General features: G+C 68.5%; 23 protein-coding genes and 2 tRNA genes. 12 read left to right on the plus strand and 13 right to left on the minus strand.

All coding sequences use genetic code 11. The features are described 5' to 3' along the window. Positions 1-2 precede the first annotated feature (2 nt). Positions 3-2,420 (minus strand): TonB-dependent receptor, encoded by a 2,418-nt coding sequence (locus JOY88_RS16195; protein ID WP_293503667.1) that lies wholly within the window; start codon positions 2,418-2,420, stop codon positions 3-5. Positions 2,421-2,454: 34 nt separating this feature from the next. After that, a complete protein-coding gene (locus JOY88_RS16200; protein ID WP_293503668.1) occupies positions 2,455-4,257 on the minus strand; it encodes a hypothetical protein in 1,803 nt (600 codons plus the stop codon). 67 nt (positions 4,258-4,324) lie between these two features. Between JOY88_RS16200 and JOY88_RS16205 the strand changes: the two genes are divergently transcribed. Continuing rightward, positions 4,325-5,320 (plus strand): LacI family DNA-binding transcriptional regulator, encoded by a 996-nt coding sequence (locus JOY88_RS16205; protein WP_293503669.1) that lies wholly within the window; start codon positions 4,325-4,327, stop codon positions 5,318-5,320. A 14-nt stretch (positions 5,321-5,334) separates the two neighbouring features. Here JOY88_RS16205 and JOY88_RS16210 read toward each other — a convergent pair whose 3' ends face one another. Then, positions 5,335-6,336 carry a LacI family DNA-binding transcriptional regulator gene (locus JOY88_RS16210; RefSeq protein WP_293503670.1) on the minus strand — a complete coding sequence of 334 codons (1,002 nt, stop codon included), beginning with the start codon at positions 6,334-6,336 and terminating at the stop codon, positions 5,335-5,337. Positions 6,337-6,469: 133 nt separating this feature from the next. Here JOY88_RS16210 and JOY88_RS16215 point away from each other — a divergent pair, with 133 nt between their 5' ends. From JOY88_RS16215 to JOY88_RS16235, 5 genes are read left to right on the plus strand one after another with little or no spacing between them, the layout of a single operon-like run. Continuing rightward, positions 6,470-7,765 carry an ABC transporter substrate-binding protein gene (locus tag JOY88_RS16215; RefSeq protein ID WP_293503671.1) on the plus strand — a complete coding sequence of 432 codons (1,296 nt, stop codon included), beginning with the start codon at positions 6,470-6,472 and terminating at the stop codon, positions 7,763-7,765. After that, on the plus strand, positions 7,762-8,631 hold the full coding sequence (locus JOY88_RS16220) for a carbohydrate ABC transporter permease (RefSeq protein ID WP_293503672.1): 870 nt from the start codon (positions 7,762-7,764) through the stop codon (positions 8,629-8,631). The genes JOY88_RS16215 and JOY88_RS16220 overlap by 4 nt, the downstream gene beginning before the upstream one ends. Beyond that, positions 8,628-9,461 (plus strand): carbohydrate ABC transporter permease, encoded by an 834-nt coding sequence (locus JOY88_RS16225; protein WP_293503673.1) that lies wholly within the window; start codon positions 8,628-8,630, stop codon positions 9,459-9,461. Before JOY88_RS16220 ends, JOY88_RS16225 begins: the two co-directional genes overlap by 4 nt. 5 nt (positions 9,462-9,466) lie before the next feature. Further along, positions 9,467-10,495: an ABC transporter ATP-binding protein gene (locus tag JOY88_RS16230; RefSeq protein ID WP_293503674.1), complete on the plus strand. Its 1,029-nt coding sequence runs from the start codon at positions 9,467-9,469 to the stop codon at positions 10,493-10,495. After that, positions 10,492-11,700, plus strand: a complete 1,209-nt coding sequence (locus JOY88_RS16235) for an alginate lyase family protein (protein ID WP_293503675.1) — start codon at positions 10,492-10,494, stop codon at positions 11,698-11,700. The genes JOY88_RS16230 and JOY88_RS16235 overlap by 4 nt, the downstream gene beginning before the upstream one ends. A gap of 44 nt (positions 11,701-11,744) precedes the next feature. Here the strand turns inward: JOY88_RS16235 and JOY88_RS16240 are convergent, their stop codons facing one another. Next, a complete protein-coding gene (locus JOY88_RS16240) occupies positions 11,745-12,701 on the minus strand; it encodes a S1C family serine protease (protein ID WP_293503676.1) in 957 nt (318 codons plus the stop codon). 67 nt (positions 12,702-12,768) lie between these two features. Further along, positions 12,769-14,676, minus strand: coding sequence for a methyl-accepting chemotaxis protein (locus JOY88_RS16245; RefSeq protein WP_293503677.1), 1,908 nt, complete (start codon positions 14,674-14,676; stop codon positions 12,769-12,771). A 283-nt stretch (positions 14,677-14,959) separates the two neighbouring features. Here JOY88_RS16245 and JOY88_RS16250 point away from each other — a divergent pair, with 283 nt between their 5' ends. Further along, a complete protein-coding gene (locus JOY88_RS16250) occupies positions 14,960-15,310 on the plus strand; it encodes a hypothetical protein (protein WP_293503678.1) in 351 nt (116 codons plus the stop codon). Between the two features lie 616 nt (positions 15,311-15,926). Here the strand turns inward: JOY88_RS16250 and JOY88_RS16255 are convergent. The 6 genes from JOY88_RS16255 to JOY88_RS16280 form a co-directional block, all read right to left on the minus strand. Then, positions 15,927-16,001 (minus strand) — tRNA-Val (locus JOY88_RS16255). Positions 16,002-16,078: 77 nt separating this feature from the next. Continuing rightward, positions 16,079-16,153, minus strand: a tRNA-Val gene (locus JOY88_RS16260). Between the two features lie 31 nt (positions 16,154-16,184). Next, positions 16,185-16,913 (minus strand): DNA polymerase III subunit epsilon, encoded by a 729-nt coding sequence (dnaQ, locus tag JOY88_RS16265; protein WP_293503679.1) that lies wholly within the window; start codon positions 16,911-16,913, stop codon positions 16,185-16,187. Next, a complete protein-coding gene (gene lgt, locus JOY88_RS16270) occupies positions 16,910-17,719 on the minus strand; it encodes a prolipoprotein diacylglyceryl transferase (protein WP_293503680.1) in 810 nt (269 codons plus the stop codon). The genes dnaQ and lgt overlap by 4 nt, the downstream gene beginning before the upstream one ends. A 66-nt stretch (positions 17,720-17,785) precedes the next feature. Continuing rightward, a complete protein-coding gene (locus JOY88_RS16275; RefSeq protein ID WP_293503681.1) occupies positions 17,786-18,769 on the minus strand; it encodes a tetratricopeptide repeat protein in 984 nt (327 codons plus the stop codon). Positions 18,770-18,890: 121 nt separating this feature from the next. Beyond that, entirely contained in the window at positions 18,891-19,151 is a 261-nt protein-coding gene (locus tag JOY88_RS16280; protein WP_293503682.1) for a TIGR04438 family Trp-rich protein, read from the minus strand. A 68-nt stretch (positions 19,152-19,219) separates the two neighbouring features. On the opposite strand from JOY88_RS16280, the gene JOY88_RS16285 reads away from it, so the two are divergent. The 3 genes from JOY88_RS16285 to JOY88_RS16295 all read left to right on the plus strand — a co-directional run bounded on the left by JOY88_RS16285 (position 19,220) and on the right by JOY88_RS16295 (position 20,807). Further along, a complete protein-coding gene (locus JOY88_RS16285) occupies positions 19,220-19,519 on the plus strand; it encodes a c-type cytochrome (protein ID WP_293503683.1) in 300 nt (99 codons plus the stop codon). Between the two features lie 86 nt (positions 19,520-19,605). Next, on the plus strand, positions 19,606-20,349 hold the full coding sequence (locus tag JOY88_RS16290) for a hypothetical protein (protein ID WP_293503684.1): 744 nt from the start codon (positions 19,606-19,608) through the stop codon (positions 20,347-20,349). A 116-nt stretch (positions 20,350-20,465) separates the two neighbouring features. Then, positions 20,466-20,807 (plus strand): hypothetical protein, encoded by a 342-nt coding sequence (locus JOY88_RS16295; RefSeq protein ID WP_293503685.1) that lies wholly within the window; start codon positions 20,466-20,468, stop codon positions 20,805-20,807. 43 nt (positions 20,808-20,850) lie between these two features. Here the strand turns inward: JOY88_RS16295 and acs are convergent, their stop codons facing one another. Further along, entirely contained in the window at positions 20,851-22,812 is a 1,962-nt protein-coding gene (gene acs / locus JOY88_RS16300; RefSeq protein ID WP_293503686.1) for an acetate--CoA ligase, read from the minus strand. Between the two features lie 122 nt (positions 22,813-22,934). Between acs and JOY88_RS16305 the strand changes: the two genes are divergently transcribed. Further along, positions 22,935-23,516 carry a TIGR00645 family protein gene (locus JOY88_RS16305; protein WP_293503687.1) on the plus strand — a complete coding sequence of 194 codons (582 nt, stop codon included), beginning with the start codon at positions 22,935-22,937 and terminating at the stop codon, positions 23,514-23,516. A gap of 16 nt (positions 23,517-23,532) precedes the next feature. On the opposite strand, the gene fumC is transcribed toward JOY88_RS16305, so the two are convergent. Next, positions 23,533-24,918 carry a class II fumarate hydratase gene (gene fumC, locus JOY88_RS16310; RefSeq protein ID WP_293503688.1) on the minus strand — a complete coding sequence of 462 codons (1,386 nt, stop codon included), beginning with the start codon at positions 24,916-24,918 and terminating at the stop codon, positions 23,533-23,535. A 471-nt stretch (positions 24,919-25,389) separates the two neighbouring features. Here fumC and JOY88_RS16315 point away from each other — a divergent pair, with 471 nt between their 5' ends. Then, positions 25,390-25,809 carry a hypothetical protein gene (locus tag JOY88_RS16315; protein ID WP_293503689.1) on the plus strand — a complete coding sequence of 140 codons (420 nt, stop codon included), beginning with the start codon at positions 25,390-25,392 and terminating at the stop codon, positions 25,807-25,809. Positions 25,810-25,886 lie beyond the last annotated feature (77 nt).

The raw sequence follows: 25,886 nt of genomic DNA on the forward strand, positions 1-25,886 counted from the left end.
GCTCAGAACTTCACGTCCAGGCGCAGCGCCGAGTAGCGGAAGGCGTCGCGGGCCGGCGTCCAGGTCGTGTGCGCCACCGTGGCGCCGCTGTTGGTGGGATTCACGCGCCAGGTACCCAGGCCACTGAAGCCGGTGTTGGCGTAGTGGTGGTCGAGCAGGTTGTTGACGAAGAAGCCCAGCTGGTAGCGGCCCGCCTTGTCCTTGAAGCCGAAGCCCACGTTGACGATGGTCACGGCCGGCGAGATCAGCGTCGGGTCCTGGTTGATGTTGGTCAGCACCTCGGTGCGGCGACGCAGGTTGCCGCTGAAGAACAGGTTGACCGGTGCGTCCGACAACACCAGGTCATAGCGGCCGGACAGGCCCAGCTTCAGCTTGGGCGCGTTGGGCATGCTGCCGCCGGTCACGTCCTGCGTGTTCTGTCCACCGTAGAGGGGGTTGTTGCGCACGCACTCGAGGTTGAAGCCGCCGTTGGGCGAACCGCCCACGTTGTAGCAGGGGGCGTTGGGCCAGTCGGACACGGTGGCCCGGGTGTAGGCCACGTCGGCGTTGACGATGAAGTTGGGCGTGATGAGGGCCGCCACGTCCATCTCCACACCGCGCGTCTGCACGCCGCCGATGCTGCTCAGGCGCGTCACATAGGTCGTCGTGCCGGGCAGGTAGCCACCGGAGTTCTGCTGGTAGTCCTTGAACTTGGTGTTGAACGCCGCGAGGTTGACCGTCATGCGGTTACCGAAGAAGTTGCCCTTCATGCCCAGCTCCCAGTGGCGGGCCGATTCCGAGGGCACGGGCTGCTGGGCGGCCGTCGCGGCGGTCAGGCCGCTGGTGATGTCGTAGGCCTTGCCCTTGTAGCCGGTCGAGGTCATCACATAGGCCATCACGCCGGGCGTGAACTGGTGCTGCAGGCTGACCTTGCCGGTCGTCGAGTCCTCCTTGTTGCCGCGGCTGGAATAGCTGGCCGTCGGCGTGAAGTCGGCGGGCGGCGGGTTGCCCAGCGTCAGCGAGTAGCCCGAGACCTGGCGGTTCTGGCGCAGGCCGGCCACCAGCGTGGTGCCGGGCATGAACTCCCAGGCGCCCTGGCCGTAGATGGCGGTATTGCGGTTGGAGGTGTCGCCGAAGTAGGCGATGGGCGTGGACAACGCGATGCCGTCGAAGCCGCGCACAAAGGTGCGGTCGATCGCGTTGCTGGCCCACCAGAGGCCGGCCACGTAGCGGAAGTTGCCCGTATCCGCCGACGTGAGGCGCAACTCCTGGGTCTTGGACTCGATCAGGTAGGTGCCGTACTGCACATAGCCCGCGTCCCGGCCGACGGTGGACTTGCCGGCGGCGATCGGGTAGTACAGCAGCGTGTGGACGTCGGTGAAGTCCTGGTCGCGGTAGTCGTTGGCGGTGTAGCGCTGGGTGGACGTGATGGAGGTCAGCGTCATGCCGTTGGGCGCGGCATAGTTGACGCGCAGCGACGCGCCCTTGATTTCGGACTCGATGCCGGTCGGCGAGTCCATGCGGATGTCGCGGTTGTCGGGCCCGGGCGTGATGCCCGCCAGCAGCAGCGTGGCCGGCAGGGCGGCGACGCCGTTCTGGTAGCCGCTCAGCTGGTTGTTGGTGCCAAAGCTGGTCAGCGCGAAGGTGCAGCAGTCGTTGCGGGTCTTGTTGTAGGTGGGCGTGAACTCGACATCGATGTCGTCGGTCGGGTGCCAGGCCAGCTTCATCATCAGGGTACGGTCCCTGCTGCCGTTGACCTTCTTGCCGGTGGAGAGGTTGTTGAGGTTGCCTTCGAACTGGCTGGCGGCGGCGGCGACGCGCAGGCCCAGCCGGGGCGCGATCTCGCCGCCCACCGAGAAGCGCAGCCGCCTCTCACCGTCATTGGTGACGAGGGTGCTGGCGTCGCCGCGGATGGCGCTGCCAATGGGCTTGGTCGTGATCAGCATGGCGCCGGCGATGGCGCTCTTGCCGAACAGCGTGCTCTGCGGGCCCTTCAGCACCTCGACGCGCTGCACGTCGGCCAGGTCCTTGAAGGCCATGAACTGGGCGCCCACGGGGACGTCGTCGATGATGACCGACACGTCGGACTCGACGCCGATGCCGATCGACGAGGTGCCGATGCCGCGCATGTTCAGGCCGTTGTTGGCCGGCGTCGTGCCATAGGTGACCGACAGCGCCGGCGTCAGCTCGATGACGTCCTCCAGCGAGCGCACATTGCTGCGCTCCAGGCGCTCACTCGTGAACACCGAGATCGCGAGCGGTACGTTCTCGAGCTTCTCGACGCGCTTGTTGGCGGTGACCTCGACGCGTTCCAGCTGCGCCTTGCCGGGCGCGGCCTCGTCCTTGGGCTTGGTGTCCTGTTGCGCCTGGGCCGCCTGTGCGGCCAGGGCCAGCAGTGCCGCTGCGATCGGCGTCATGCGCCTGGAAGTGACCTCGTTCATTGCCTGTCTCCGTTTTATAGATGGTTTGGGTTGACTATCGGTAGCTCAGCGTCCACCGGACTTGAAGTGGGGCGGCCCTCTGTGAGGCCGGTCCCGAGAAGTGAAGATGCGTGCGCGACGGGCCGCTCGTGAGGCTCTGCAGGTCCTCGGCGGGCGGCTCCTGGACGTCCAGCCGCTCATAGCCCTCGGCCTCGAAGCGTGCGATGACGCCGGTGTCGAAGGACACCCCCAGGCCCTGGGGCCGGGCGCCCGCCGAGAAGCAGGCAAAGTCCAGGCTCAGCGACGCGATGTCCAGCGGCGCGGCGGGGTGCAGCGTGTCGATGCGGCTGATGCGGCCGGCACCGAAGCGGTACTCGGTCGTCAGCGTCACGCGGGTGTCGAGATGCGGCTCACGGCCGCCGACGCGGTTCAGCCCGGGCTGGCTGTAGCTGAGGACATGCTCGTCGCCGTCGCGCCAGGCCTTGATGTCCTGGATGAAGGACGTGGGCAGCAGCACGCTGCCGTCGGCCAGCGCCAGGCGCGGCAACAGCTGGGCATGGGCGGCGCCGCTCTCCGGCCGGCCCTCGACGAGGCGCGGCGAGAAGGGGATGGGGTAGTACGGCGCGTTGTCGTGCTGGCCTACGCCGCCGTTGATCAGCGGCAGCGTGAAGACCAGGCCACGGTCGCGCCGCGTCACCAGCGCGCGCTCGTAGTGGCCGCGCGCGAACCAGTTCAGCCTGAAGTCCGGCTGACGCCGCTCCAGCCAGTCGCCGAGATCCTCGGGCGGCGCCTGGTCGGCCAGGCCGGCCGCGGCCCACAGCTCGCAGGTGCACAGCAACTGGTGGATGATGGAGAAGTTCTCGCCCAGCATGCGGTGCGGGCCGCGATAGCCGTCGGTGCTGCGGCCGCCCGTCCAGAGGTTGAGCGAGTTCAGCGCCGGGTCGAACCAGAAGTCGACGTACTTGGCCGTTGCGCGCACGCAGAAGGCGTAGGCGTAGCGCGCCTCCTCGGCATCGAGCACGCCGAGGCGGGCCGCGGTGGCGAGGATCTCGACGACGCCGGTGTCGCCATAGGGGCCGATGCTGCGGCCGAAACCGAAGCCGTCGCCGGCCGCGCTGGCGCACTGCAGGGCCAGCTGGGCCGACTGCGCGAGCAGGGTCTTGAGGCGCGGCGTGACAGGCAGCTCGGTCTCGATGAAGCGCTCGCAGAACTCCGCGGCGAGCAGGATGCTGTAGCGGTCGAAGCGGCCCTCGCCCTCCGTCTCGTCCGAGAAGCCGAACTCGCCCGAGTAGCGCTCGTAGTGGTCCAGCGTCTTGGCGAGCAGCGTCTCGCTGGCACTGGCGTCCTCCCACTGCAGCAGCATGCGCAGGCGCGCGATGCCGAAGGCGACGCCGTAGTAGTTGGTCGGCAGCGCCTTCAGGCGCAGGGTCTGCTCGTCGACGAAATGCCGCCAGTCCAGCTTGGCCTGCAGCAGCCGCAGGCAATCGGGCTCGACCGCGGCCTCCAGCAGGCCGGCCTTGCGCAGCCGGTTCAGCGCCATCAGCGCGTAGTAGATGCCCCAGCTCTCGATGGTCTGCGTGCTGATCAGCGCCATCAGGCGCCGGCTACCGGCCAGATAGCCCGCATAGGGCTGGGCGTCGCGCGGCGTCAGCGTCAGCAGATGGGCCAGGCCGATGGCGATCTTGCCGGGCAGGAAGACATCTCCCTGGCCGAACACCGGCTCGCCGTTGAAACGCGTGTCGGCGCCGCCGGCGTCGAGCAGCTCGAAGTAGCCGGCAAGCTGCGGCAGCAATTCGCCGCGCACCAGCGCATTCAGGGATTCCGCCTTGAGCGGAGGTTCGTAGCGATCAGCGCACATGGCGGCTCCCGTCGCGATGGCCTTGTAAGAGAATGCGCGCCATTCCAGCGCTGCCCAAAGATCCGACATGCCCCCGTCCAAGTCCCCCGCCACGCTGCGCGATGTCGCCGAACTGGCCGGGGTGTCGACGGCGGCGGTCTCCAAGTACGTCAACGGCAAGCAGCGCTTCACGTCCGCCGTCGAAGGGCGCATCGCGGAGGCCATCGAGAAGGTGGGCTACCGCTCCAACCTGGCGGCGCGCAGCATGGTCACGGGCCGCTCGGGCGCCATCGCTGCCCTGGTCTACGGCGTCGAGAATCCCTACACCGCGGCCGTCATCAAGGGCGCGAGCCGCGCGGCCACGGCCCTGGGCTATGACCTGCTCTTCGTCGACCTGCTGCAGAGCGAATCGCCCGAGCGCGAGCTGGCGCGCGTGACCGGCATGCAGGTCGACGGCATCGTGCTCGCTGCCGCCCTGCCCGCCGCGGCGCGTCAGCTGCTGGCCAGCTACGGCCGCCCCTTCGTCGACCTCGGCAGCGCCAGCGGCGCCACGCAGGCGACCAGCAGCGACGAGCAGGCCGCTGCCATGCTGGGCCGCTACCTGCTGAGCCTGGGCCACCGCGACATCGCCTACATCGCCTGCGAGGCGCAGCCCGGCAATGCCGAGCGGCTGTTGGGCATGAGGCGCTCGCTGCAGGCGGCCGGCGTCGAGCTCGCCGTGCATCAGGTCGTGAACCCGACGGCCGAGGATGGCGCCCGGCTGGCATCCAGCCTGCTGCTGGGCCAGAAGCGCCCGCAGGCGATCGCGACCTGCAACGACCTCGTCGCCATGGGCCTGATTTCCGAGGCCCGGCACCTGGGCCTGTCGGTGCCGCGTGACGTGTCGGTGGCCGGCATCGAGAACATGCCCTTCGGCCGCTTCCTGAGCCCGCCGCTGACCAGCGTGGACCTGCATGCGGACGCACTCGGCGAATGGGCCATGCGCGACCTGATCGCCGCCATCGACGGCGAGGAAGCTCCGCCGCGCGCCAACGACCTGACGCCGCGACTCGTCGTGCGGGGCTCGACCCGAGCCGCCGCCTGATCCGGGCCGCGCCCTCATGCCGCCCGCCTGCAGGTGGATTCGCGCACGACCAGGCGCGGCGCGAGCACTTCGTCGAAGGGGTGCTCCAGCTCGTCGCTGATGATCTGGAGCAGGCGGTGCATGGCCACCTCGCCCATCTGCTCGCTGTTCATCGCCACCGACGTCAGCGTGGGGCTGGTGTAGCGGCCGTAGGCGATGTCGTCGAAGCTGGCGATGGAGACGTCGCGCGGGATCTCCACGCCAAGGGCTCTCGCCTCGTTCATCAGGCCCAACGCGATCAGGTCGTTGTAGGTGACGATGGCGTCCGGCCGCTGGCCGCCCAGCAATAGGCGCGAAGCCGCCGACTCGCCGGCCTCGGGCGACGGCGCATCGACGTCGAGCATCTCCAGTTCGCAGCCCGCCTCCGCCAGCGCGTCGCGCAGGCCGCGGATGCGCTCGGCATTCCAGCGTGAGGACGGGAAGCCCACATAGGCCACGCGACGGTGCTGCAGCGACATCAGGTGGCGGCCGATCATCAGCCCGGCCAGATAGCCGTCTGCGCCGACGCTGTGCACGCCCTCATGTCCGTAGCGACCGAAGAAGACGACCGGCTTGCCGAGGGCCTTCAGCCATTCGATGGATTCATCGGCCAGGCGCGAGCTGACGATGAGCCCGTCGACACGCCGCGACAGCGTCTCGACGAGATGGCGCTCGGGCGCCTGGCTCTCGGCCGTGTCGACGAAGGCCATGCTGTAGTCATTGGCCTGGGCCACGCGGCTGGCGCCCTTGACGATGCCGGTGAAGTGAGGATTGCCCAGGTCCAGCACCACCAGGCCGACGGCGCCGCTGCGGCCCGTCGCGATGGAACGAGCCATGTGGTTGGTTCGGTAACCCATGCTCTCGATGGCCGCCTGGATACCCGCCTCGACGGCCGGCGAGAAGCGCTGGCCACCGCTGCAATATTTGGAGACCGTGGCCACGGAGACGCCCGCGACCTCGGCCACGTCACGGAGGGTAGGGAGTCGTTTCTTGGTCATTTTGGTAAAGCGTTTAACTTGAATGATAGTGAGCCCAATCAAAAATGGAAGGCCGTTTCACGCCTTTGTTGCCAGGGTTTTCGCTATATACGCCGCTGTTTACTTGAGCGACCACTGTCGTGACAATGCAGGAATGGTTAACCGCTTTACCTTGATTGCACTGCTCGCCGCCCTGCTGCCGGCCACGGTGCAATCCGCTCCGGCCGACGAGCCATTGCGCGTGTGGACGCGCTCCTCCAAGGACGGCCGCAAGACCTATGACGCCATCGCCGCGGCCTTCACGAAGAAGACCGGCATCCGCGTCGAGTACTTCAACGCACTGACCGATTTCGAGCAGCGTCTTGCGCGCGCCGCCGTCGGCGGCCGCATGCCCGACGTCATCGTCAACGAGCTGGGCACGGCGGGGCAGCTCGTCAACATGGGTGTAGCCACCGAGATCGACCGCTCACGCATCGCCGGCGCCGATCAACTGCTGGACAGCGCCTGGCGCGCCGCGACGCTGCCAGACGGCAAGGTCTATGGCGTGCCGGTATCAGTGCAGACCCATGTGCTCTTCATCCGCCGCGACTGGCGCGAGAAGCTTGGCCTGCCGGTGCCGCGCACCTGGGAGGAGCTGGCTCAGCTTTCGAAGGCCTTCACCGAGCGCGATCCCGACGGCAACGGCCGCCGCGACAGCTACGGCCTGGCCTTCCCCGGCGGCACCGCGCGCGGCTACGCGGCCTGGTACCTGAGCTCCTTCCTGTTCCAGGCCGGCGGCGAGTTCCAGCGCCGAGGCCCCGACGGCAAGATGCATGGCGCCCTCGACGAGCCGGCCGCCGTCGCCACGCTGGCCTTCTTCCGCCGCCTCGTCTGCGAGGACCGCAGCGTGCAGCCCAATGCCATCAACGCCAGCACGCAGGAGACCAACAAGGTCTTCAGCTCGGGCCAGGCAGGCATCTACCTGTCCGGGCCTTATCACATCGCCTTGTTCGACAAGGAGCCGGGACGCGACCACTACGAGGTCGTGCCGCTGCCGGCCGGACCCACGGGCCAGCGCGCCAGCCTGGCCGGAGGCGAACTGGCCTTCATCACGACGCGCAGCCGGCAGCCGGAGCAGGCGCGGCGGTTCGTCGAGTTCCTGATCTCGCCCGAGGGCCAGGCGATGGGCATGCAGGCACCGAAGGGCGGCCTGCCCATCGTGCGGCTGCCGGTCAACCGCAACCTGGATGCGGGCGTGGGCCATGGCGACGCGCGCTGGAGCATGGTCGCGCAGGAGTACGCGCAGCATGGCCACCCACTGCCGCAGGCGCGCAACTGGTCGCGACTGCAGCAGCTCGCGGCCGATGGCTTCAACGCCATCCTGGCCCACTGCAGCAAGGACATCGCCGGCGACCTGCGGGCGCTGAACCAGCGCTTCAACGCCGAACTGGCGCGCCAGGAGGCGCAATGACCACGCAACGCAAGCTCTCCCGCCTGGCGCCCTGGCTGTTCCTCGCGCCGGCCCTTCTCGTCTTCACCTGGTTCAAGTTCATCCCCATGGCCAAGGGCCTGGTCATGAGCTTCCACAAGGTCAACTTCGGCGGGCCGGACACCTTCGTCGGCTGGCACAACTTCCAGCGCGCGCTGGGCGACGCCGCCCTGCGTGACGCCGCTGGCCGCACGCTGCTCTACGTCTTCGTCACCGTGCTGTTGTCGGCCTCCATCGCGCTGCTGCTGGCCCAAGCTCTGCAAGGCACGGCGCGGCACATGCGCTTCATCCGCACGGCCATGTTCCTGCCGGCAGTGACCAGCGCCGCCGTCGCCGCCGAAGTCTGGCGCATCCTCTATGCACCCACGCCGGACGGTGTCATCAACGCCTTGATCGGCCTCGTCGGCATCGGCCCACAGGGCTTCTGGGCAGATCCGTCGCAGGCCCTGGCCGCGCTCATCGGCATGCATGTGTGGAAGCATGTGCCCTACGACACCGTCATCTTCGTCGCGGGCCTGGCCGGCATCAACAGCGAGCTCTACGACGCCGCGGCCGTCGACGGCGCCAACGCCTGGCAGCGCTTCACGACGGTGACGCTGCCCGGCCTCGCGCCGGCCATCACCGTCATCTGCACACTGGGCTTCATCCGCGGCTTTCGTGTCTTCACCGAGGTCTACGCGACGACCGGCGGCGGACCTGCCGGCAGCACCGAGGTCGTCATGACGCAGATCTACAAGCAGGGCTTCCAGGAGCTGGACTACGGCTTCGCCGCAGCCGCCTCGATGCTGCTCTTCCTCTTCACCGCGGCCCTCACCGCCGTCTACCTCGCCTGGCGCCGCCGTCGATGAACTCGAAACTCTCATGGGCGCCGCGCGCCCTGCTCTACGGCCTCGTGCTCGTCGTCTTCGCCGGACCGTTCTGGGCCTTCCTGATGACGGCGCTGTCCGGCGTCACCGTTGCGCCGGGCCGGCTGCTGTGGTGGCCCGAGCAGCCGACGCTGGAGAACTTTCGCTACGCCTGGGTGGAGGCCAAGGTCTGGCGCTACCTGCTGAACTCCACCGTCGTCGTGCTCGTCGGCACGGTGCTGCAGCTGTCGGTCAGCGCCCTCGCCGCCTATGCACTGGCGCGCAAGCGCTTCCGCGGCCTGGCGCTGGTCAGCTTCCTGATCCTGTCGACCATGATGCTGCCCGACGAGGTCATCGCCATCCCGCTGTTCATCGTGCTGGGCCAGCTGCCGCTGGCGGGCGTGAGCCTGCACGACACGCACCTGGGCATGATCCTGCCGGTCGTCGGCTGGGGCTTCTCCATCTTCATGCTCAGCGAGTTCATGCGCGCCATCCCGGCCGACCTGGAGGAGGCCGCGCGCGTCGACGGTGCCAGCGACTGGCAGATCTTCTGGCATGTCATCCTGCCGCTGTGCAAACCGGCGCTGGGCAGCGCCGCCGTGTTCGGCTTCATCATGATCTGGGACCAGTACCTGCTGCCCCTGCTCGTCACCAACGACGAGTCCCTCTACACGCTGCCCGTCGCGCTCGCCACCGTGCGCGCCGACGAGACGATGAAGCCCGCCGTCTTCATCGCCATCAGCGTCATCGCCATGCTGCCCAGCATCCTCGTCTACCTGGGCCTGCAGAAATCCTTCAACCGCGGCCTGCTGGCCGGTGCCGTGAAAGGCTAGAGAGAGTGGCTGCCATTGAACTGAAGGGCGTCGGCAAACGCTTCGCCCAGACCGACGTCATCAAGGACGTCTCGCTGTCCATCGCCGATGGCGAGTTCTGCGTGCTCGTGGGCCCCAGCGGCTCGGGCAAGTCCACGCTGCTGCGCATGATCGCAGGGCTGGAAGAGGCCACCAGCGGCCGGCTCCTGATCGGCGGCCGCGACGTGACACACGAGCCGCCCAAGTCGCGCGACATCGCGATGGTGTTCCAGAGCTATGCGCTGTACCCGCAGATGACGGTGCGCGAGAACATGGGCTTCGGCCTCAAGCTGATGAAGCGACCGGCCGACGAGATCCGCCGCCGCGTCGACGAGATCGCACGCATGCTGAGCCTGGAGCCGCTGATGGAGCGCCGCCCCGCGGCTCTCTCCGGCGGCCAGCGCCAGCGCGTCGCCATGGGGCGCGCGATGGTGCGCGAGCCCGCGGCCTTCCTGTTCGACGAGCCGCTGTCCAACCTCGACGCCGCGCTGCGCAGCGCGGTGCGGCAGGAGATCCGGGCCATGCACGCGCGGCTGCGCACGACCTCTGTCTACGTCACCCACGACCAGGTCGAAGCCATGACCATGGGCGACACCATCGTCGTGCTGCGCGACGGCCGCATCGAGCAGGCCGGCAGCCCGGCGGAGCTCTACGACCGGCCGGCGAACCGCTTCGTCGCCGGCTTCATCGGCTCGCCGGCAATGAACTTCTGCACGCTGCCGGCCGGCCTCGCGACCTCGCTGGACCCGACGCGGCTGCAGCTCGGCGTGCGCCCCGAGCATCTGCAGCTCGGCCGCGCGCCCGATGCGGCGGCCGTCTTCGACTGCACCGTCGAATCCATCGAGTTCATGGGTGCGCAGTCCCAGCTCAACCTGCAGAGCGCGACCGGCCCGCTGGTCGTCAACGTTGCCGACCGGCCGAGCCTGCACAGCGGCGACCGCGTCAGCGTGTCGGCCCCGCGCGACCGCCTGCACTTCTTCGACGCGCAGAGCGGCCTGCGCCAGGAGGCCGCATGACAGTGCGTCGGCGCAGCCTCCTGCTGGGCCTGCTGGGCCTGTCGATGAGCCAGGTGCAGGCGGCGTCCGGCGCGACGCCGCAGCTGCTGACGCTGGACGGCCCGGCCCTCGACGAGGCGCGCCGCCGCCTTGCCGCCGGCGACACCGGCCTCGCCGCCGCCCACCAGGCCTTGCGGACGCGCGCCGCCAGGGCGCTGAAGGCACCGCTGCGCAGCGTCGTCGACAAGACCCTGGCCCCGCCATCGGGCTCGCGCAACGACTACCTGAGCATGGGCCCGTACTGGTGGCCCAACCCCGCAACGCCCAACGGCTTGCCCTACATCCGCCGCGACGGCCAGCGCAACCCCCAGGTCGCCGGCGAAGCGCTGGACGCCGACCGTCTGCAGGCCTTCTGCCGGGACGTCTTCGACCTGACGCTAGCCCACCTCTTCGGCGCGCCGGTCGGCCATGCGGAGAAGGCGGTGGCGGCACTGCGCCACTGGTTTCTCGCGCCCGCGACGCGCATGCGGCCGCATTTGCGCTATGCCCAGGGCATCCCCGGCATCGTCGAAGGCCGGGCCGAGGGCCTGATCGACACGCGCAACCTCTGGATGGCCATCGATGCGGCGCTGCTGCTCAACGCCAGCGGTGCCCTGCCCGACGGGGACCTCGCCGCCCTGCGCGAGTGGTTCGCCGAGTTCGTGCAGTGGATGCAGACCAGCGCCATCGGCCGCGACGAGGACGCCGCCGATAACAACCACGGCATGTTCTTCGACGCCCAGTTGGTGAACTACCTGCTCTTCACCGGCCAGACCGGGAAGGCGGCGGACAGGCTGGCGACCGTCCAGGCGCGGCGCTTCGCGCCGCAGATCGAGGACGACGGCCGCATGCCCCGGGAGCTGGCACGCACGCGGCCCTTCCACTACTGCGCCTTCAACCTGGAAGCGGCCACCCGCCTGGCACAGTACGGACGCGCCAACGGCGCCGACCTCTGGCGCGACCCGAAGCTGCTGCGCGCCATCGCCTTCCTGCAGGCGGCGGCGCTGTCGCCCGAACGGTGGCGTCACGCCACGCCCACCGAGCCCGCGCCGGACGCCGACAAGCTGCTCCCCATCCTGTTGATGACCCGCTTCGCGACGGGCGCCGACCAGCCCCTGCTCGGCACGCTGTCCACGTCTTCCGCGGCGGCCGTCGACTGGCTGCTGTGGAATGCGCCCGGGGCCTGAGGCCCGCAGGTTCCAAGACGCTTCAGGCGTATCTCGCCTCGGCGTCAGCCGCCCGGCGCCACGCTCAGCACCAACGAGTTGAGCGTCCCCGCCACCGGACGCAGCAGCTTGAGCAGCAGGGGCCGGCCATAGCCCTCGCCGGCCAGGCGCTTGAGCAGGTCCGACAGCTGCGCCAGCGGCAGGCCATCGCAGCCGATGAGGATGTCGGCCTCGCGCAGCCCGCCCTGCGCCGCTGGCGAGCCAGGCACTACCTCCATCAGGCGCAGGCCGGTGGCCGTGGGCCAGTCATGCTCGCGCACCCAGCGCCGCGGCAGCGCCACTACCGCGCACTGCACGCCCAACCGCCCGCGCCGCACGTTGCCATGGCGCATCAGCTCGCCGGCCACCCACCGGGCAGTGTCGATGGCTACCGCGAAGCTCAGGCCCTGGGCGGACGGGATGACAGCGGTGTTGACACCCACGACCTGGGCCGCGCCATCCAGCAGTGGCCCGCCCGAGTTGCCGGGGTTGAGCGCCACGTCGGTCTGGATCACGTCGTCGATCATGCGGCCGCCACGTGCCGGCAGGTTGCGACCCAGGGCGCTCACGATGCCCGCCGTGACGGTGAAGTCAAATCCCAGCGGGTTACCCACCGCCACGGCGAGCTGCCCCGGTCTGAGCCCCGCCGAGCTACCCAGCGGCAGGCAGGCCGCCGGGTGCGACTCCAGCCGCAGCACGGCGATGTCGGTGGAAGCGTCCTGCCCGACCAGCCGCGCCGCGCCCTCGGTGCCGTCGGCAAAGGCCGCGCGCAACTCGCTCGCCCCCTCCACCACATGGGCGTTGGTCAGCGCGAATCCGTCCGGCGTGAAAAGAAAACCCGAACCACTGCCGGCCGCCGCCGACGCGCCGTCACGCCCCTTCTTGCCCACCTTGATGTGCGCGACCGCGGTGCTGGCGGTCTCGGCCACGTGGGCGACGGTGGCCGAGTAGGCATCGAGTGGGGAATCGTCGCGGGCATTCATGCCCCGCAAATGGCGACGCCACCCGGATTTTCCAGTGGCCCGGCTGCGCGGCGCCGGGCCGCGGCGCTCAGGGGCTCGTCAGGCGGAACCCGGTGGCCAGCGCCGACATCTGCTCCGCCTGCTCGTTCATGGAGTGCGTCGCCGCCGCAGATTGCTCGACGAGCGCGGCGTTCTGCTGCGTCATCTGGTCGATCTTCGTGATGCTTGCGCTGAGCTCATGCATGCGAGCGGATTCCTGCGCGGCGTCCGTCGCGATGCCGCGGATCATCCCGCTGACCCGGTCGATGCCCTGGGTGACCTGCGCCATCGCCGCGCTGGCCTCGCCGATCTGCCGGGAACCGTTCTCCACCTGCGTCGCCGACGCATCGATCAGCACCTTGATCTCGCGCGCCGCGGTGGCGCTGCGCTGCGCCAGGCCACGCACCTCGGACGCCACGACGGCGAAGCCCCGCCCCTGCTCGCCCGCACGGGCCGCCTCGACCGCCGCATTCAGGGCCAGGATGTTGGTCTGAAAAGCGATGCCGTCGATGACCCCGATGATCTCCGCGATGCGGCGCGAGCTCTCGCTGATGCCCGTCATCGTCGACAGGAACTGCCCGACCACCTGGCCGCCCCGCTCCGCCGAGCGAGAGGCCAGCCCGGCCAGGCGGCTGGCCTCGTCGGCGGCCTTGGCCGTCGCGGCGACGGTTCCGCTCAAGGCCTCGATGCTGCCGGCCGCCACCTCCATCTGCGTCGCGGACTGCTCGCTCCTGTGGCTCAGGTCCTGATTGCCCGCGGCGATCTCGTCGGCGGCCACATGGATTTCTCCCGCGACCTCCTGCAGCCTGCGCACCAGCCCGCGCAGGCGCTCCTGCATGGCTTCGATGGCATTCAGCACGCGCCCCATCTCGTCACGCCGCGCCGTGCGGACCGGCTTGCCCAGGTCGCCCGCGGCAATGCGTTCCGTCGCCTCGATGGCCTGCATGACCGGCCCAAGGATGCCGCTGATGGTGCGCCACAACAGCAGACCCACGGCGCCAAGCCCCAAGGCCATGACACCGAACAGCCATGCGGCGTCCCGCTGCAGTTGGACCTCTCGCTCGTTGAGTCGCTGGTCCACGCCACCCAGCACCTGAGCCGCCAGACGGGCCTGCAGGTCGGCCGCCTCGACGAAGGTCGCGCTCATTTTGTCCAGCGGATAGTTGACGTCGGCCGCCGACGCGTCGAGCGTTTCACTGACCATGGCCTGCTGCTTGAGCGCCGCGTCGCGCACCGCAAGCTGCTCGGCCTGGCGCTCCGGATCCAGCCGTGCCGCGAGCTCCAGGACCTGGGCTAGCCGATGGCTGCCGGCGTTGTAGCGCCCCGCCGCGGCGGCCACGTTGGCCACATCGTCCACGGATGCCGCGGCGGCGATCGCTCCCAGCTCCGACAGCGCATCGCCGATCTGGGGCGCGATCTGCAAGCCGGCCAGGATGGTGTAGTGGGTGCCGGCATCGTCATCCACGAGCAGGCCCGCATCGCCGTTCAGTTGCTCGATCTCGTCGATGACCCGGTCGGCGAGCGCGCGATGCCTCTTCAGCAACATGGGGAACTGCAGGGCGCCATTGGCGGACGCGTCGCTCAAGGCCATGAAGTCGGCACGCAGGGCCAGCACCCTGTCCCGCCGCTGCTGCGAGTTGGCGGCCAGCGCGAGATCGACCTCGCCGAACGCCTGCTCGGCACCCTCGGCCGAGCGCTGCCGAACGGCCTCCCCGTCGGGCCGGGCACGCACGACGGCGGCGGCCAGCCGATGCGCATTCAGCGCCGCGAGCAGTTTCTGCCAGGCCTTGTTCGCAGGAAGCGCGTCGCGCTCGACGGAGACCGCATGGAGCCTGGCCTGCGCCTGCGCACCGAGACGCCAGGTGGGCACGGCACAGAGCAAGGCGCAAAGCACCGCAACGAGCACCAGACGCTGGCGCAGGGTGACGCCGTCGAAGGCTTGGGCGAGTCGTTCCATGATGACGGGCGCTGCCCACTCCTGCGGTTATGTCGTGACTTCAATGCCCCGAATCGCGGCGCATTCTGCCCAGGCATATCCCGCATTCTGGTGACAGATTCCCCGTCAAAGCCAAATTAGTAAAATCCCTTGGATTTCACGCCTGGGTCACAAGGAATCACTAAATACCCCTTGAACCTGGGCCCGACGCCCGCCGTTTTCGGGACTCGATGTCGCCGAGCGCCGATAGACGCGGCCGAGAACAGCGCCTAGATTCCGACACAGACCCGCCACGGACGAGACCTTGGACGACGCAAAGGTGCTCCCCCCACCCGCCCCTTCGGACGGCCCGCTGCTTCACGAGTTGGAGCAGCTGGCACCCGCGCTGGCCGGCTTCCCCATCGGGCAGTTGCTGGGTGGCTTCGTCGGCGCCAAACCCGACGACCGCATCAATGCCTACCGACTGATCGACAGCTGCCTTGTCGGCTGGATCGCCGCGCTGGACACGACGCTGGGAGCGTTCCCGCATGAGCCGGACGATGCACTGAAGCGCATCATGTCGCGCCAACGTGGCACCAGGGATGCTCTTGTCAGGCTCAAGGCGACGCTGTCACGCACGGAAGAGGCTCACCCGGGCCGCGGGCCGGCCTGCTGACCAGCGCAAGCTGCTTTCGCAGCCGAACCCCATCGCGATGCCCCGACCCGCGGGCCCGCGGGGCCGTCACGACTGCTCACGGGTAGTCCAGAAACAACAAACCCGGCCGGAGCCGGGGCGTCGATACCGGTTCCGCCATTTCGGGACGCTCGATTAGAAACGCACCGGTGTCGAGGGCAGATGCCAAGAAATCGTATCCAATGCTCCGGACCACAGGCTTTTCCTCCGACGGATAGAGAAACTTGTACGGAATCAGCCGCCCTCTCTCTTTTTGTACGCCTCTCGTCAGTTCGGCAGCAACCCTGACGCCAGACTCGGTCAGACCGCCGCCATGACGAGGAATTGAACGAAGCGAGTCTCGGGATACCGGTCACATGCCGACCAGCTTGATCGCATGACCGGCTCGCGGGTCTTGCGTCAATGTGACAGGCTGCCTGCGCGAATCAGGGCTGTGCGCGCCCGTCGCATCAGCAGGCCTCACCACCCGCGCCATGGAGCCGGGGCGCCTATGGCAGCCCTACTCGGAGGTTGCCAGGCAGTGTTCGCTGCGACCGCAGGGCGCTTGCTGCGCAGAAACGACAAACCCGGCGTTGCGCCGGGTTCTGAGGGGCCTGATTGGTGGGCGGTGCAGGTTTCGAACCTGCGACCCCCACAGTGTGAATGTGGTGCTCTACCCCTGAGCTAACCGCCCAATCAAAGACCGCTTGGGTCTACCCGTCGTCTTGGCATTCAGAGATTCACCGCAGTGCCTTGATCCACAAGGAACTTTGGTGGGCGGTGCAGGGTTCGAACCTGCGACCCCTGCCGTGTGAAGGCAGTGCTCTACCGCTGAGCTAACCGCCCTGAATGCGCCCGACTTCCGGGAAGCCCACGATTATGCCACGGCTTTCGCGGGTTCCAGCGAACGCCATTTGCAAGTGCCGCCCGCGGCCTTGTCCAGGTCGACGAGCAGCTTGGCATGCGCCGCCGCTTCAGCCTCGCTGGCAGGCAGCACGGGCAGCTCGAAACGGCTCAGGTCCACGGCCTCGACCGCCGCATGGCCCTCGCCGCCGGCCGTGTCGCCGTGGTCGTCCATCAGCAGTGCGTCCTGGCCGCGCGTCAGGCGGATGTAGACGTCCGCCAGCAGCTCGGCGTCAAGCAGCGCGCCGTGCAGCACGCGCTTGGTGTTGTCCACCTCGAGGCGGCGACACAGCGCGTCCAGCGAGTTGGCCTTGCCGGGGAACAGGTCGCGCGCCATCAACAGCGTGTCGCGCACGCCGGCGACATGGTCCGTCAGCACGCCGCGCTTCAGGCGCTTCAGCTCGGCATTGACGAAGCCGATGTCGAAAGGCGCGTTGTGGATGACCAGCTCGGCGCCGGCCAGGAAGGCCAGCAGCTGGTCGACGATCTCGGCGAACTTGGGCTTGTCCGACAGGAAGGCTTCGGTCAGCCCGTGCACCCTGAGCGCATCCTCGTGGCTGGCGCGCTCGGGGTTGATGTAGAGGTGCAGGTTGTTGCCGGTGAGCTGGCGGTTGACCATCTCGACGCAGCCGATCTCGATGACGCGGTCGCCCTTGTCGGCCTCCAGGCCGGTGGTCTCGGTGTCGAAGAAGACCTGTCTCATGCCGGCCTCTGGTTGCGTCGCGTGGCCCACGCGAAGATCGCCGCGCCGGCCAGGATCATCGGCAGGCTCAGCCACTGGCCCTGGCTCCAGTTCAGCGCGCGCAGGCCAAGGAAATCGTCGGGCTCGCGGAAGTACTCTGCCACGAAGCGCAGCACGCCATAGCCCATCATGAAGACGCCGGAGATCTGCCCGGTCGCGCGCGGCTTGCGGGCGTACAGCCATAGCACGATGAAGAGCAGCAGGCCCTCGCCCGCCGCCTGGTAGAGCTGCGACGGATGGCGCGCGATGCCGCCATCGTTGGCCTGCGGGAAGACCATGGCCCAGGGCAGATCGGCCGGCGCCGGCCGGCCCCACAGCTCGCCGTTGATGAAGTTGCCCAGGCGCACGGCCATGATGCCCAACGGCACGCAAGGCGCGATCAGGTCCGACACCTCGAAGAAGCTGCGCCCGCGCTTGCGGCCGAACAGCCACAGGCCCAGCAGCACGCCGAGCAGGCCGCCGTGGAAGGACATGCCGCCCTTCCAGACCTCCAGGATCTCCGGCAGGTGCTGGAGGTAGTAGTCGGGCTTGTAGAAGAAGCAGTAGCCCAGCCGCCCGCCCAGCACGACGCCGAGCACGCCGTAAAAGAGCACGTCGTCGACATCCTGCCTCGTCCAGCCCACGGCCGCATGCTGGGGCATGCGCACGCGGCGGCCGGCCAGCCACAGGAACAGGCCGAAGGCGATCAGATAGGTGATGCCGTACCAATGCACGGCCAGCGGGCCGATCTTGACGGCGATGGGATCGAACTGTGGATGAACCAGCATGGCTCAGGGGAGTAGCGGAAGCGGGCGCATCATAGCCAGCGCCCCTGCCGTCCTCCCCGCGCCGGCTCAGGCCAGGCTGGCCAGCAGCTTCTTCGCATCCTCGAGGTTGCGCGGGTTGGCACGCTTGTTCTGCATGAAGCGCTCCAGCGCGGCCTTGGCGCCGGCCTTGTCGCCCTTGGCGATCAGGGCCTGGCCCAGGCGCTGGTCCAGCGGGTAGCGGTCGGCCCCCTCCAGCGCGCGGCAACGCTCCAGCAGCCGCAGCGCCTCGTCAGGCTGCTGGGTTTCAATCGCGACGCGGGCCAGGCCGTAGGGGCCCGCGGCATGCTGTGGGCTGTCGCGCTGCACCGTCTCGAAGACCGTCCTGGCCTTGGCGAAGGACTTCTGCTCCATCAACTCCGCGCCCAGGCGCATCCAGCCGTTGCGCAGTTCGCGCTGCAGCGCACGGTCCTCGCCGGCCTTGACGCCGGCCAGTTCGCGTTCGGCACCGCTCCAGTCCTTGTCCTGGGCCGCGACGAGAAAGCGCACCAGCTTGGCCTGCTCGGGCTGGCGGGCCTGGGCCTCGGCGGCCAGTTCCCTGGCCTTGGCCACGCTGCCGCCGGCAAAGCCCGGCGCGATCAGGTAGAACTGGGCCAGCGCGCTGCGCGCCTCGAAAAGCAGCGGATCCTGCTCCACGGCCTTGACGAAATTCTCCTTGGTCCGGCTGGCCAGGCCGGGCATCTTGAAGACGCTGGCCGTGATCGCCTGCTGGCCGTAGACGCGACCCAGCGCATAGCTGCAGATGGCCTGCGGGCGCTTGTCGGCGCAGGCCTGCAGCGCGGGCAGGCTGGCCTCCAGGCGCGCGGCGTCGTTGTCGTCGATGGCGACCAGGGCCAGCGCGACGGCGGCCTGATCATCGTCCGGCTGCGCCTTGGCGCGGGCCTGGGCGGCCCGGCCCAGTTCGGCGGTCTTGCCGGCATCCAGCCAGGCCTGCCATTGCGGGTCTTTGAGCAGATCGGCCTGGGCGGCGCCGGCACACAGGGCCAGCGTGAGGGGGAGCAAACGCAGATGCATGTGAGAGGTCTCCTGAAGGGCGTGCATTGAACGCGCCGGGCCCGGCCGCCGATGCCTGGGTTTTCCCGGCGTGACTTCAGGCATGGCGCGCCGCACCCGGCGCCCGCATCACGCGCTCACGTCAGCGCTTCTTCTTCGCGCCGGGCTTGATCTGGCCCAGGGCCTCCATCTGCTGCTCGCGACGCGCGGCCTTGCGCTCGTCCAGCGCCTGCATGGCCTTGCGCTGGGTGCGGCCCGACGCATCGGCCCAGGTCCACCATAGCGCGGCCAGCGCAAAGGGCGACAGCACGATGACCCAGGCCCAGAAGTCGTCCTTGTGGAACTGCACCCAGCCGCCCAGGCGCAGCACGACCAAGAGCACGCCGATCAATACGAAACCCATGCGGGCTCTCCTTCAGGTATTTCAGGTATCTTTGCGACCACTGTAGTCCACCGCCCCGAAAGGTAAGCATGAAGCATGTCCTGATCCTCAGCCTCGCACTGATCGCCCCCACCGCCTTCGCCAACCAGGAGTTGGCGCAGAAGAAGAACTGCATGGCCTGCCATGCGCTGGACAAGAAGCTCGTCGGCCCCGCCTACAAGGATGTGGCCGCCAAGTACGCCAAGGACAAGGACGCCTACAAGAAGCTGGCGGAGAAGATCCAGAAGGGCGGCTCCGGTACCTGGGGCCCGGTGCCGATGCCCGCCAATCCGCAGGTCAGCCCGGCCGAGGCCGAGACGCTGGCCAAGTGGGTCCTGACGGTCAAGTAAGCCCGTCTCCACATGACTCGGACAGGCCCTGCGGGGCCTGTCGCCGTTTCGGCGCCGCGCCAGGCGCCTCCAGTTGCAGACACGACATGAACACGCTCCTGATGCGCCGGCTCCCGGCAATCTGCCTGCTCGCGCTCGCCCTGGGCCCGGCGTCGGCGGCCCCCACCGATTTCCGCGTCCTGACCAACGAGCTGACCGAGGCCGGCGAACTCGGCATCGAGATGCAGGCCAGCTGGGCGCGCCCCGCCGGCGTTCGCGCCGCGACGGCGCTCCAGGGCCTGGCCGAGCTGTCCTTCGGGCTCACGCGGCGCTGGGAGCTGAGTCTGCAACTACCGGTATCGCGTGTGAGCGGAAGCTGGCATGGTCATGGCGCCAACCTGGAGCTGACCTTCGTGGCCGACCATGACGAGGACAGCGGTTTCTATTGGGGAGGCCGGGTCGAACTGGGGCGCAACCGCCCGCGCGGCGACGAGGCCTTCTGGGCTACCGAACTGCGCCCCATCCTCGGCTGGCGCGGCGGCCTCTGGCATCTGACGTTCAACCCCGGATTCACTGCCGCCCTCACCGGAAACGATCGGGCGGTGGAATTCGAACCCTCGGCCAAGCTGTCGTATCGGCTGCGGCCCGGCCTGAACCTGGGCATGGAGTATTTCGCTGAGGCCGGTGAAGCCTCGCACCTGCGGCCCGGCCGCGACAGGAACCAGTTGGCACTGCTCGTTATGGACACCCGGGTCGGCCCCCTGGAGGCAAGCTTTGGCATAGGCGCTGGGCTGACCTCGGCCAGCGACCGCCGTGTCGGCAAGGTCCTGCTCTCGCTGCCCATCGACTGAGCTGCCGAACCTACATCTCGCCACGTTCACCCGCGCCAAGGCCGCTACGCTGACCTCTTCATCGATCCAAGGAGGGAGCCGCCGTGCGGGTGGACAGGACCAAACTGATCTCGGGCATGCACGCATGGCTTGCCCTGGTGCTGCTGACGGCGGGCTGCGCGTCGCAGGTGCCGGCTCCCACCTCTCCCGCCGCGGTCGCTCAGGCCGACAGGCAGCGCCGCAGCGACTTCGACCGCTCGCTGGACCGCTGGCAGGGCGCGCCGTTGAGCGAGCTGCTGAGCAAGCTCGGCAAGCCCGGCGCCGTGACGCCAGGCCCCGACGGCAAGACCCTCTATGCGTTCACCCGTGCGATGCCCACCGACCCCGGCACGGGGCGATCCAGGTTCTCATGCACGGTGCGCTTCGTCGTCGACGCCCAGAGCCAGCGCGTGCAAGGGCACCGGATCGACGGCTGCTGACGCAAGAGCCCGGGCAGGACGCGAGCCCTGCCCTGCGCCCCGCTCAGTAGGCCTGGCCCAGCTGTTCGAGGATCGCCGGATTCTCCAGTGTCGACGTGTCCTGCGTGACCGATTCGCCCTTGGCCACCGAACGCAGCAGCCGCCGCATGATCTTGCCGGAGCGGGTCTTGGGCAGGTTGTCGCCGAAGCGGATGTCCTTGGGCTTGGCGATGGGACCGATCTCCTTGGCCACGTGGTCGCGCAGTTGCTTGGCGATGGCCTTGGCCTCGTCGCCGCTGGGGCGCGGGCGCTTCAGCACCACGAAGGCACAGATGGCCTCGCCGGTCGTGTCGTCCGGACGCCCCACCACCGCGGCCTCGGCCACCAGGTCGGTGCAGCCGACCAGGGCCGACTCGATCTCCATCGTGCCCATGCGGTGGCCGGACACGTTGAGCACGTCGTCGATGCGGCCCGTGATCGTGAAGTAGCCGGTCTCCGCGTCGCGGATCGCGCCGTCACCGGCCAGGTAGTAGCCCTTGAGCTCGGCCGGGTAGTAGCTCTTCCTGAAGCGCTCGGGGTCGCCGTAGATGGTGCGGATCATCGACGGCCAGGGCTTCTTGACGACCAGGATGCCGCCCTGGCCGTTGGGCACGTCGTTGCCCATCTCGTCGACGATGGCCGCCGTGATACCCGGGAAGGGCAGCGTGCAGGAGCCCGGCACCAGAGTCGTCACGCCGGGAAGCGGCGTGATCATGTGGCCGCCGGTCTCGGTCTGCCAGAAGGTGTCGACGATGGGGCAGCGGCGGCCGCCCACATGTTCGTGGTACCACTCCCAGGCCGCGGGGTTGATGGGCTCGCCCACCGAACCCAGCAGGCGCAGGGACGAGAGGTCGTAGTTCCTGGGGTGCACGGCGGCATTGGTCTCGGCCGCCTTGATCAGCGAGCGAATGGCCGTGGGCGCCGTGTAGAAGATCGTGACCTTGTGCTTCTGGATCATCTGCCAGAAGCGGCCGGCGTCTGGATAGGTCGGCACGCCCTCGAAGACGATCTCGGTACCACCCAGCGCCAGCGGGCCATAGGTGATGTAGCTGTGGCCCGTGACCCAGCCGATGTCGGCCGTGCACCAGAAGACGTCGCTGTCCTTCAGGTCGAAGGTCCACTTGGTGGTCAGCGCCGCATGCAGCAGATAGCCGCCGCTGCTGTGCTGCACCCCCTTGGGCTTGCCGGTGGAGCCGGAGGTGTAGAGCAGGAACAGCGGATGCTCGGCCTCCACCCACTCGGGCGGGCAATGGGTGGACTCGGCCGCCATCAGGTCGTGCAGCCACAGGTCGCGGCCCTCCACCCAACCGATCTTGCCGCCGGTGCGCTTGTAGACGACGACGTCGCGCAGCGTCGGGCAGGAACCGCCCTCCAGCGCCTCGTCGACGATGGCCTTCAGCGGCAAGGCCTTGCCACCGCGCAACTGCTCGTCGGCGCAGATCAGCGCCACGGCGCCGGCGTCCTGCACGCGGTCGCGCAGGCTCTGGGCCGAGAAGCCGCCGAACACGACCGAATGCGTGGCGCCGATGCGGGCACAGGCCTGCATGGCCACGACGCCCTCGACCGACATGGGCATGTAGATGACGACGCGGTCGCCCTTCTGGATGCCGCGCGCCTTCAGCGCATTGGCCAGCTGGCTGACCTGGTCCAGCAGCCCTGCATAGCTCACGTTCGTGACCGTGCCGTCGTCGGCCTCGAAGATCAGCGCCGTCTTCTCTCCCTTGCCCGCCTCGACATGGCGGTCCAGGCAGTTGTAGGAGACGTTGAGCCTGCCGTCCTCGAACCACTTGAAGAAGGGCGCGTCGCTGTCATCGAGCGTCTTCGTGAACGGCGTCTGCCAGCTCAGCAGCTCGCGGGCCAGGCGGGCCCAGTAGCCGGCGTAATCCTTCTCGGCCTCCGCCACCAGCGCAGCGTAGCCGGCCTCGCCCTTCACATGGGCGTTGGCCACCCACTCGGGGCTGGGCGGATAGGTGTTCAGCGTGCTCATGACTGTGTCTCCTCGATTGGCTTGGCGCGGACTGTGCTTCGGGCGACTGACGATGCCCTGACGAGCCGTCATCCGTGCCTCCTAGAATTCCGCGCCATTCTGCTGCACGTCCGCCCCCGCCCATGCCCAATGATCCCCGCCTGCGCCCCCTGCCCCGCCTGATCTTTGCCAGCCGCTGGCTGCAGTTGCCGCTCTACCTGGGGCTGATCCTGGGCCAGGCCATCTACGTGTTCCAGTTCTGGACCGAGCTTCTGCATCTGATCGAGGCAGCGTTCGGCGACGCGCATGCACTGGAACTGCTGGTCAAGAGCATCGGCTACCGCGCCGAGGCCGTGCCCGACAAGCTCAACGAGACCATCCTGATGCTGGTTGTGCTGGGCCTGATCGACGTGGTCATGATCTCCAACCTGCTGATCATGGTCATCGTAGGCGGCTACGAGACTTTCGTGTCACGCATGGACCTGGAGGGCCACCGCGACCAGCCCGAGTGGCTGAGCCACGTGAACGCGTCGGTGCTCAAGGTCAAGCTGGGCACGGCCATCATCGGCATCAGCTCCATCCACCTGCTGAAGACCTTCATCAACGCGGCCAACTACGACGAGAAGACGCTGATGTGGCAGACCATCATCCACATCGCCTTCCTTCTGTCGGCCATGGCCATCGCCTACACGGACAAGCTGCTGGCCGACGCGCACGACCACTGAAGCCCGGGCGCCCGGTCTAGCGCCCCACCATCTGCGCCGGCACCACCCAGGCGTCGAACTGCTCGGCCGTCACGTGGCCCAGCGCCAGCGCGGCCTCGCGCAGGCTGGTGCCTTCCTTGTGCGCCTTCTTCGCGATCTGCGCGGCCTTGTCGTAGCCGATGTGGGTGTTGAGCGCGGTGACCAGCATCAGCGAGCGGTCCACCAGCTCCTCGATGCGGCCTTTGTTGGGCTCGATGCCGACGGCGCAATGCTTGTCGAAGCTGGCAATGCCGTCCGCCAGCAGCCGCACGCTCTGCAGGAAGTTGTGGATGACCATGGGGCGGAACACGTTCAGCTCGAAGTTGCCGGACGCGCCGCCGATGTTGATGGCCACGTCGTTGCCCATCACCTGGGCGGCCAGCATGGTCACCGCCTCGCTCTGCGTCGGGTTGACCTTGCCGGGCATGATGGACGAGCCCGGCTCGTTCTCCGGGATGCTGAGTTCGCCAATGCCGCTGCGCGGGCCGCTGGCCAGCCAGCGCACGTCGTTTGCGATCTTGGTCATGCTCGCGGCCAGCGTCTTCAGCGCGCCATGGGCATGGACCAGTGCGTCGCAGGAGGCCATGGCCTCGAACTTGTTGGGCGCCGTCACGAAGGAATGGCCGGTCAGCCGCGCCAGCTCCGCCGCGACAGCCTGCGCATAGCCCTTGGGCGCGTTCAGCCCCGTGCCAACGGCCGTGCCGCCCAGGGCCAGCTCACACAAATGCGGCAGCGCCGCCAGCACATGGCGCTCGCCCTGCGCCAGTTGCGCGACCCAGCCCGAGATCTCCTGGCCCAGCGTCAGCGGCGTCGCGTCCTGCAGATGGGTGCGGCCGATCTTGACGATGCCGTCAAATGCCTCGGCCTTGGCCTGCAGCGTCCCTCGCAGCGCACGCAGCGACGGCAGCAGGCGCTCCTGCAGCGCCTGCACGGCCGCCACATGCATGGCGGTCGGGAAGACGTCGTTGCTGCTCTGGCTGCGGTTCACGTCGTCGTTGGGATGCACCAGCCGCCCCTCGCCGCGCTCGCCGCCCAGCAGCTCACTGGCGCGGTTGGCCAGCACCTCGTTGACGTTCATGTTGGTCTGCGTGCCCGAGCCGGTCTGCCAGACGACGAGCGGGAACTCGTCCGCATGCCGGCCGGCGATGACCTCGTCGGCCGCCGCCACGATGGCATCGGTCTTCCTCGCGTCCTGGAGCCCCAGCGCATGGTTGACGACGGCCGACGCGCGCTTGACGCGGGCCAGCGCCCGGATCAGCTCGGGCGACTGGCGCTCGCCGGAGATGTCGAAGTTCTGCAGCGAGCGCTGCGTCTGCGCCCCCCACAGCTTGTCGGCCGGCACCTCAATGGGGCCGAAGGTGTCACGCTCGATGCGGGTACTCATGATGCGGATGTCCTAGTCTGAAGCCGCTGCCAGCATAGTGACGCCAGAGAACCTTTCTGTGCCATGGGGGGCACCCACTGCCATCCCACGGCCGCTACCGGTGCGAACCCGGCCGCGGCGCCGACATGGCGCGTCGGCATTCTTTACAGCTCTCCGGCGCGGCGCCTGGGCCGGAAGCCCAAACGCTTGATTCGCAACAGTTTTTCTGTGCACCGAGAGGCGGCACGGACCTTGCGCCTGCCTCCGTGGCCTTCCGGGCGTGCAGCGTCCGGCCAACAGACAGGGAGGTTGCATGGCTCAGCTCCGCCGTGCAGTTCACGCACTTTGCATCGCCGCAGGCGCGCTTCTTGGCGGCACGGCCCGTGCCAACCTCGTCGTCAACGGCCGCTTCGAGAGCGACAACCTGAGCGGCTGGACCGCGGTCGGCAACACCCTCTGCAACGGCGTGTCTGCCCAGGCCCGTCGACGATCGTGCAAAGCGGCGGCTGCGCCGGCTACTTCGGCCCCATACGCAGCACGAGCGGCATCTCGCTGACCTTGTCCTCCTCCGCGGGCAGCCTCCACCACATCAGCTTCTGGTTGTTCTTCGACGGCGGCAGGCCTTCGTCGGCGGATTTCAACTGGGATGGAGGTGCTGCCGAGCTCAGCCTCGTGGACATGGCCGCCAGCAACGCCTACGTCCGCTACGACTTCCAGCTGATGGCCTCCTCCGCTGCGACGTCGATCAGCTTCACGTTCCGCGACGACGTCGGTTTCGCGTTCCTCGACAGCGTGGTCGTCGAAGCAGCCTTGGCCCCCGGCGGCCCGCCGGAGCCTGACTCCTCTCTGCTGGCAGCGCTGACACTGGGTGGCGCCTGCATCTCCGCGCGCCGGCGCAGACGCAGCCACTAACTTCAAAACAGCACTGACAGAATAGGCCGGGTTTGGCGCCTGCGGGATAATCCTGGCCGCCCGAAGCTATACCCGCA

The sequence above is a fragment of the Roseateles sp. genome (genome assembly GCF_019237615.1).
Classification (GTDB): Bacteria; Pseudomonadota; Gammaproteobacteria; order Burkholderiales; family Burkholderiaceae_C; genus Pelomonas.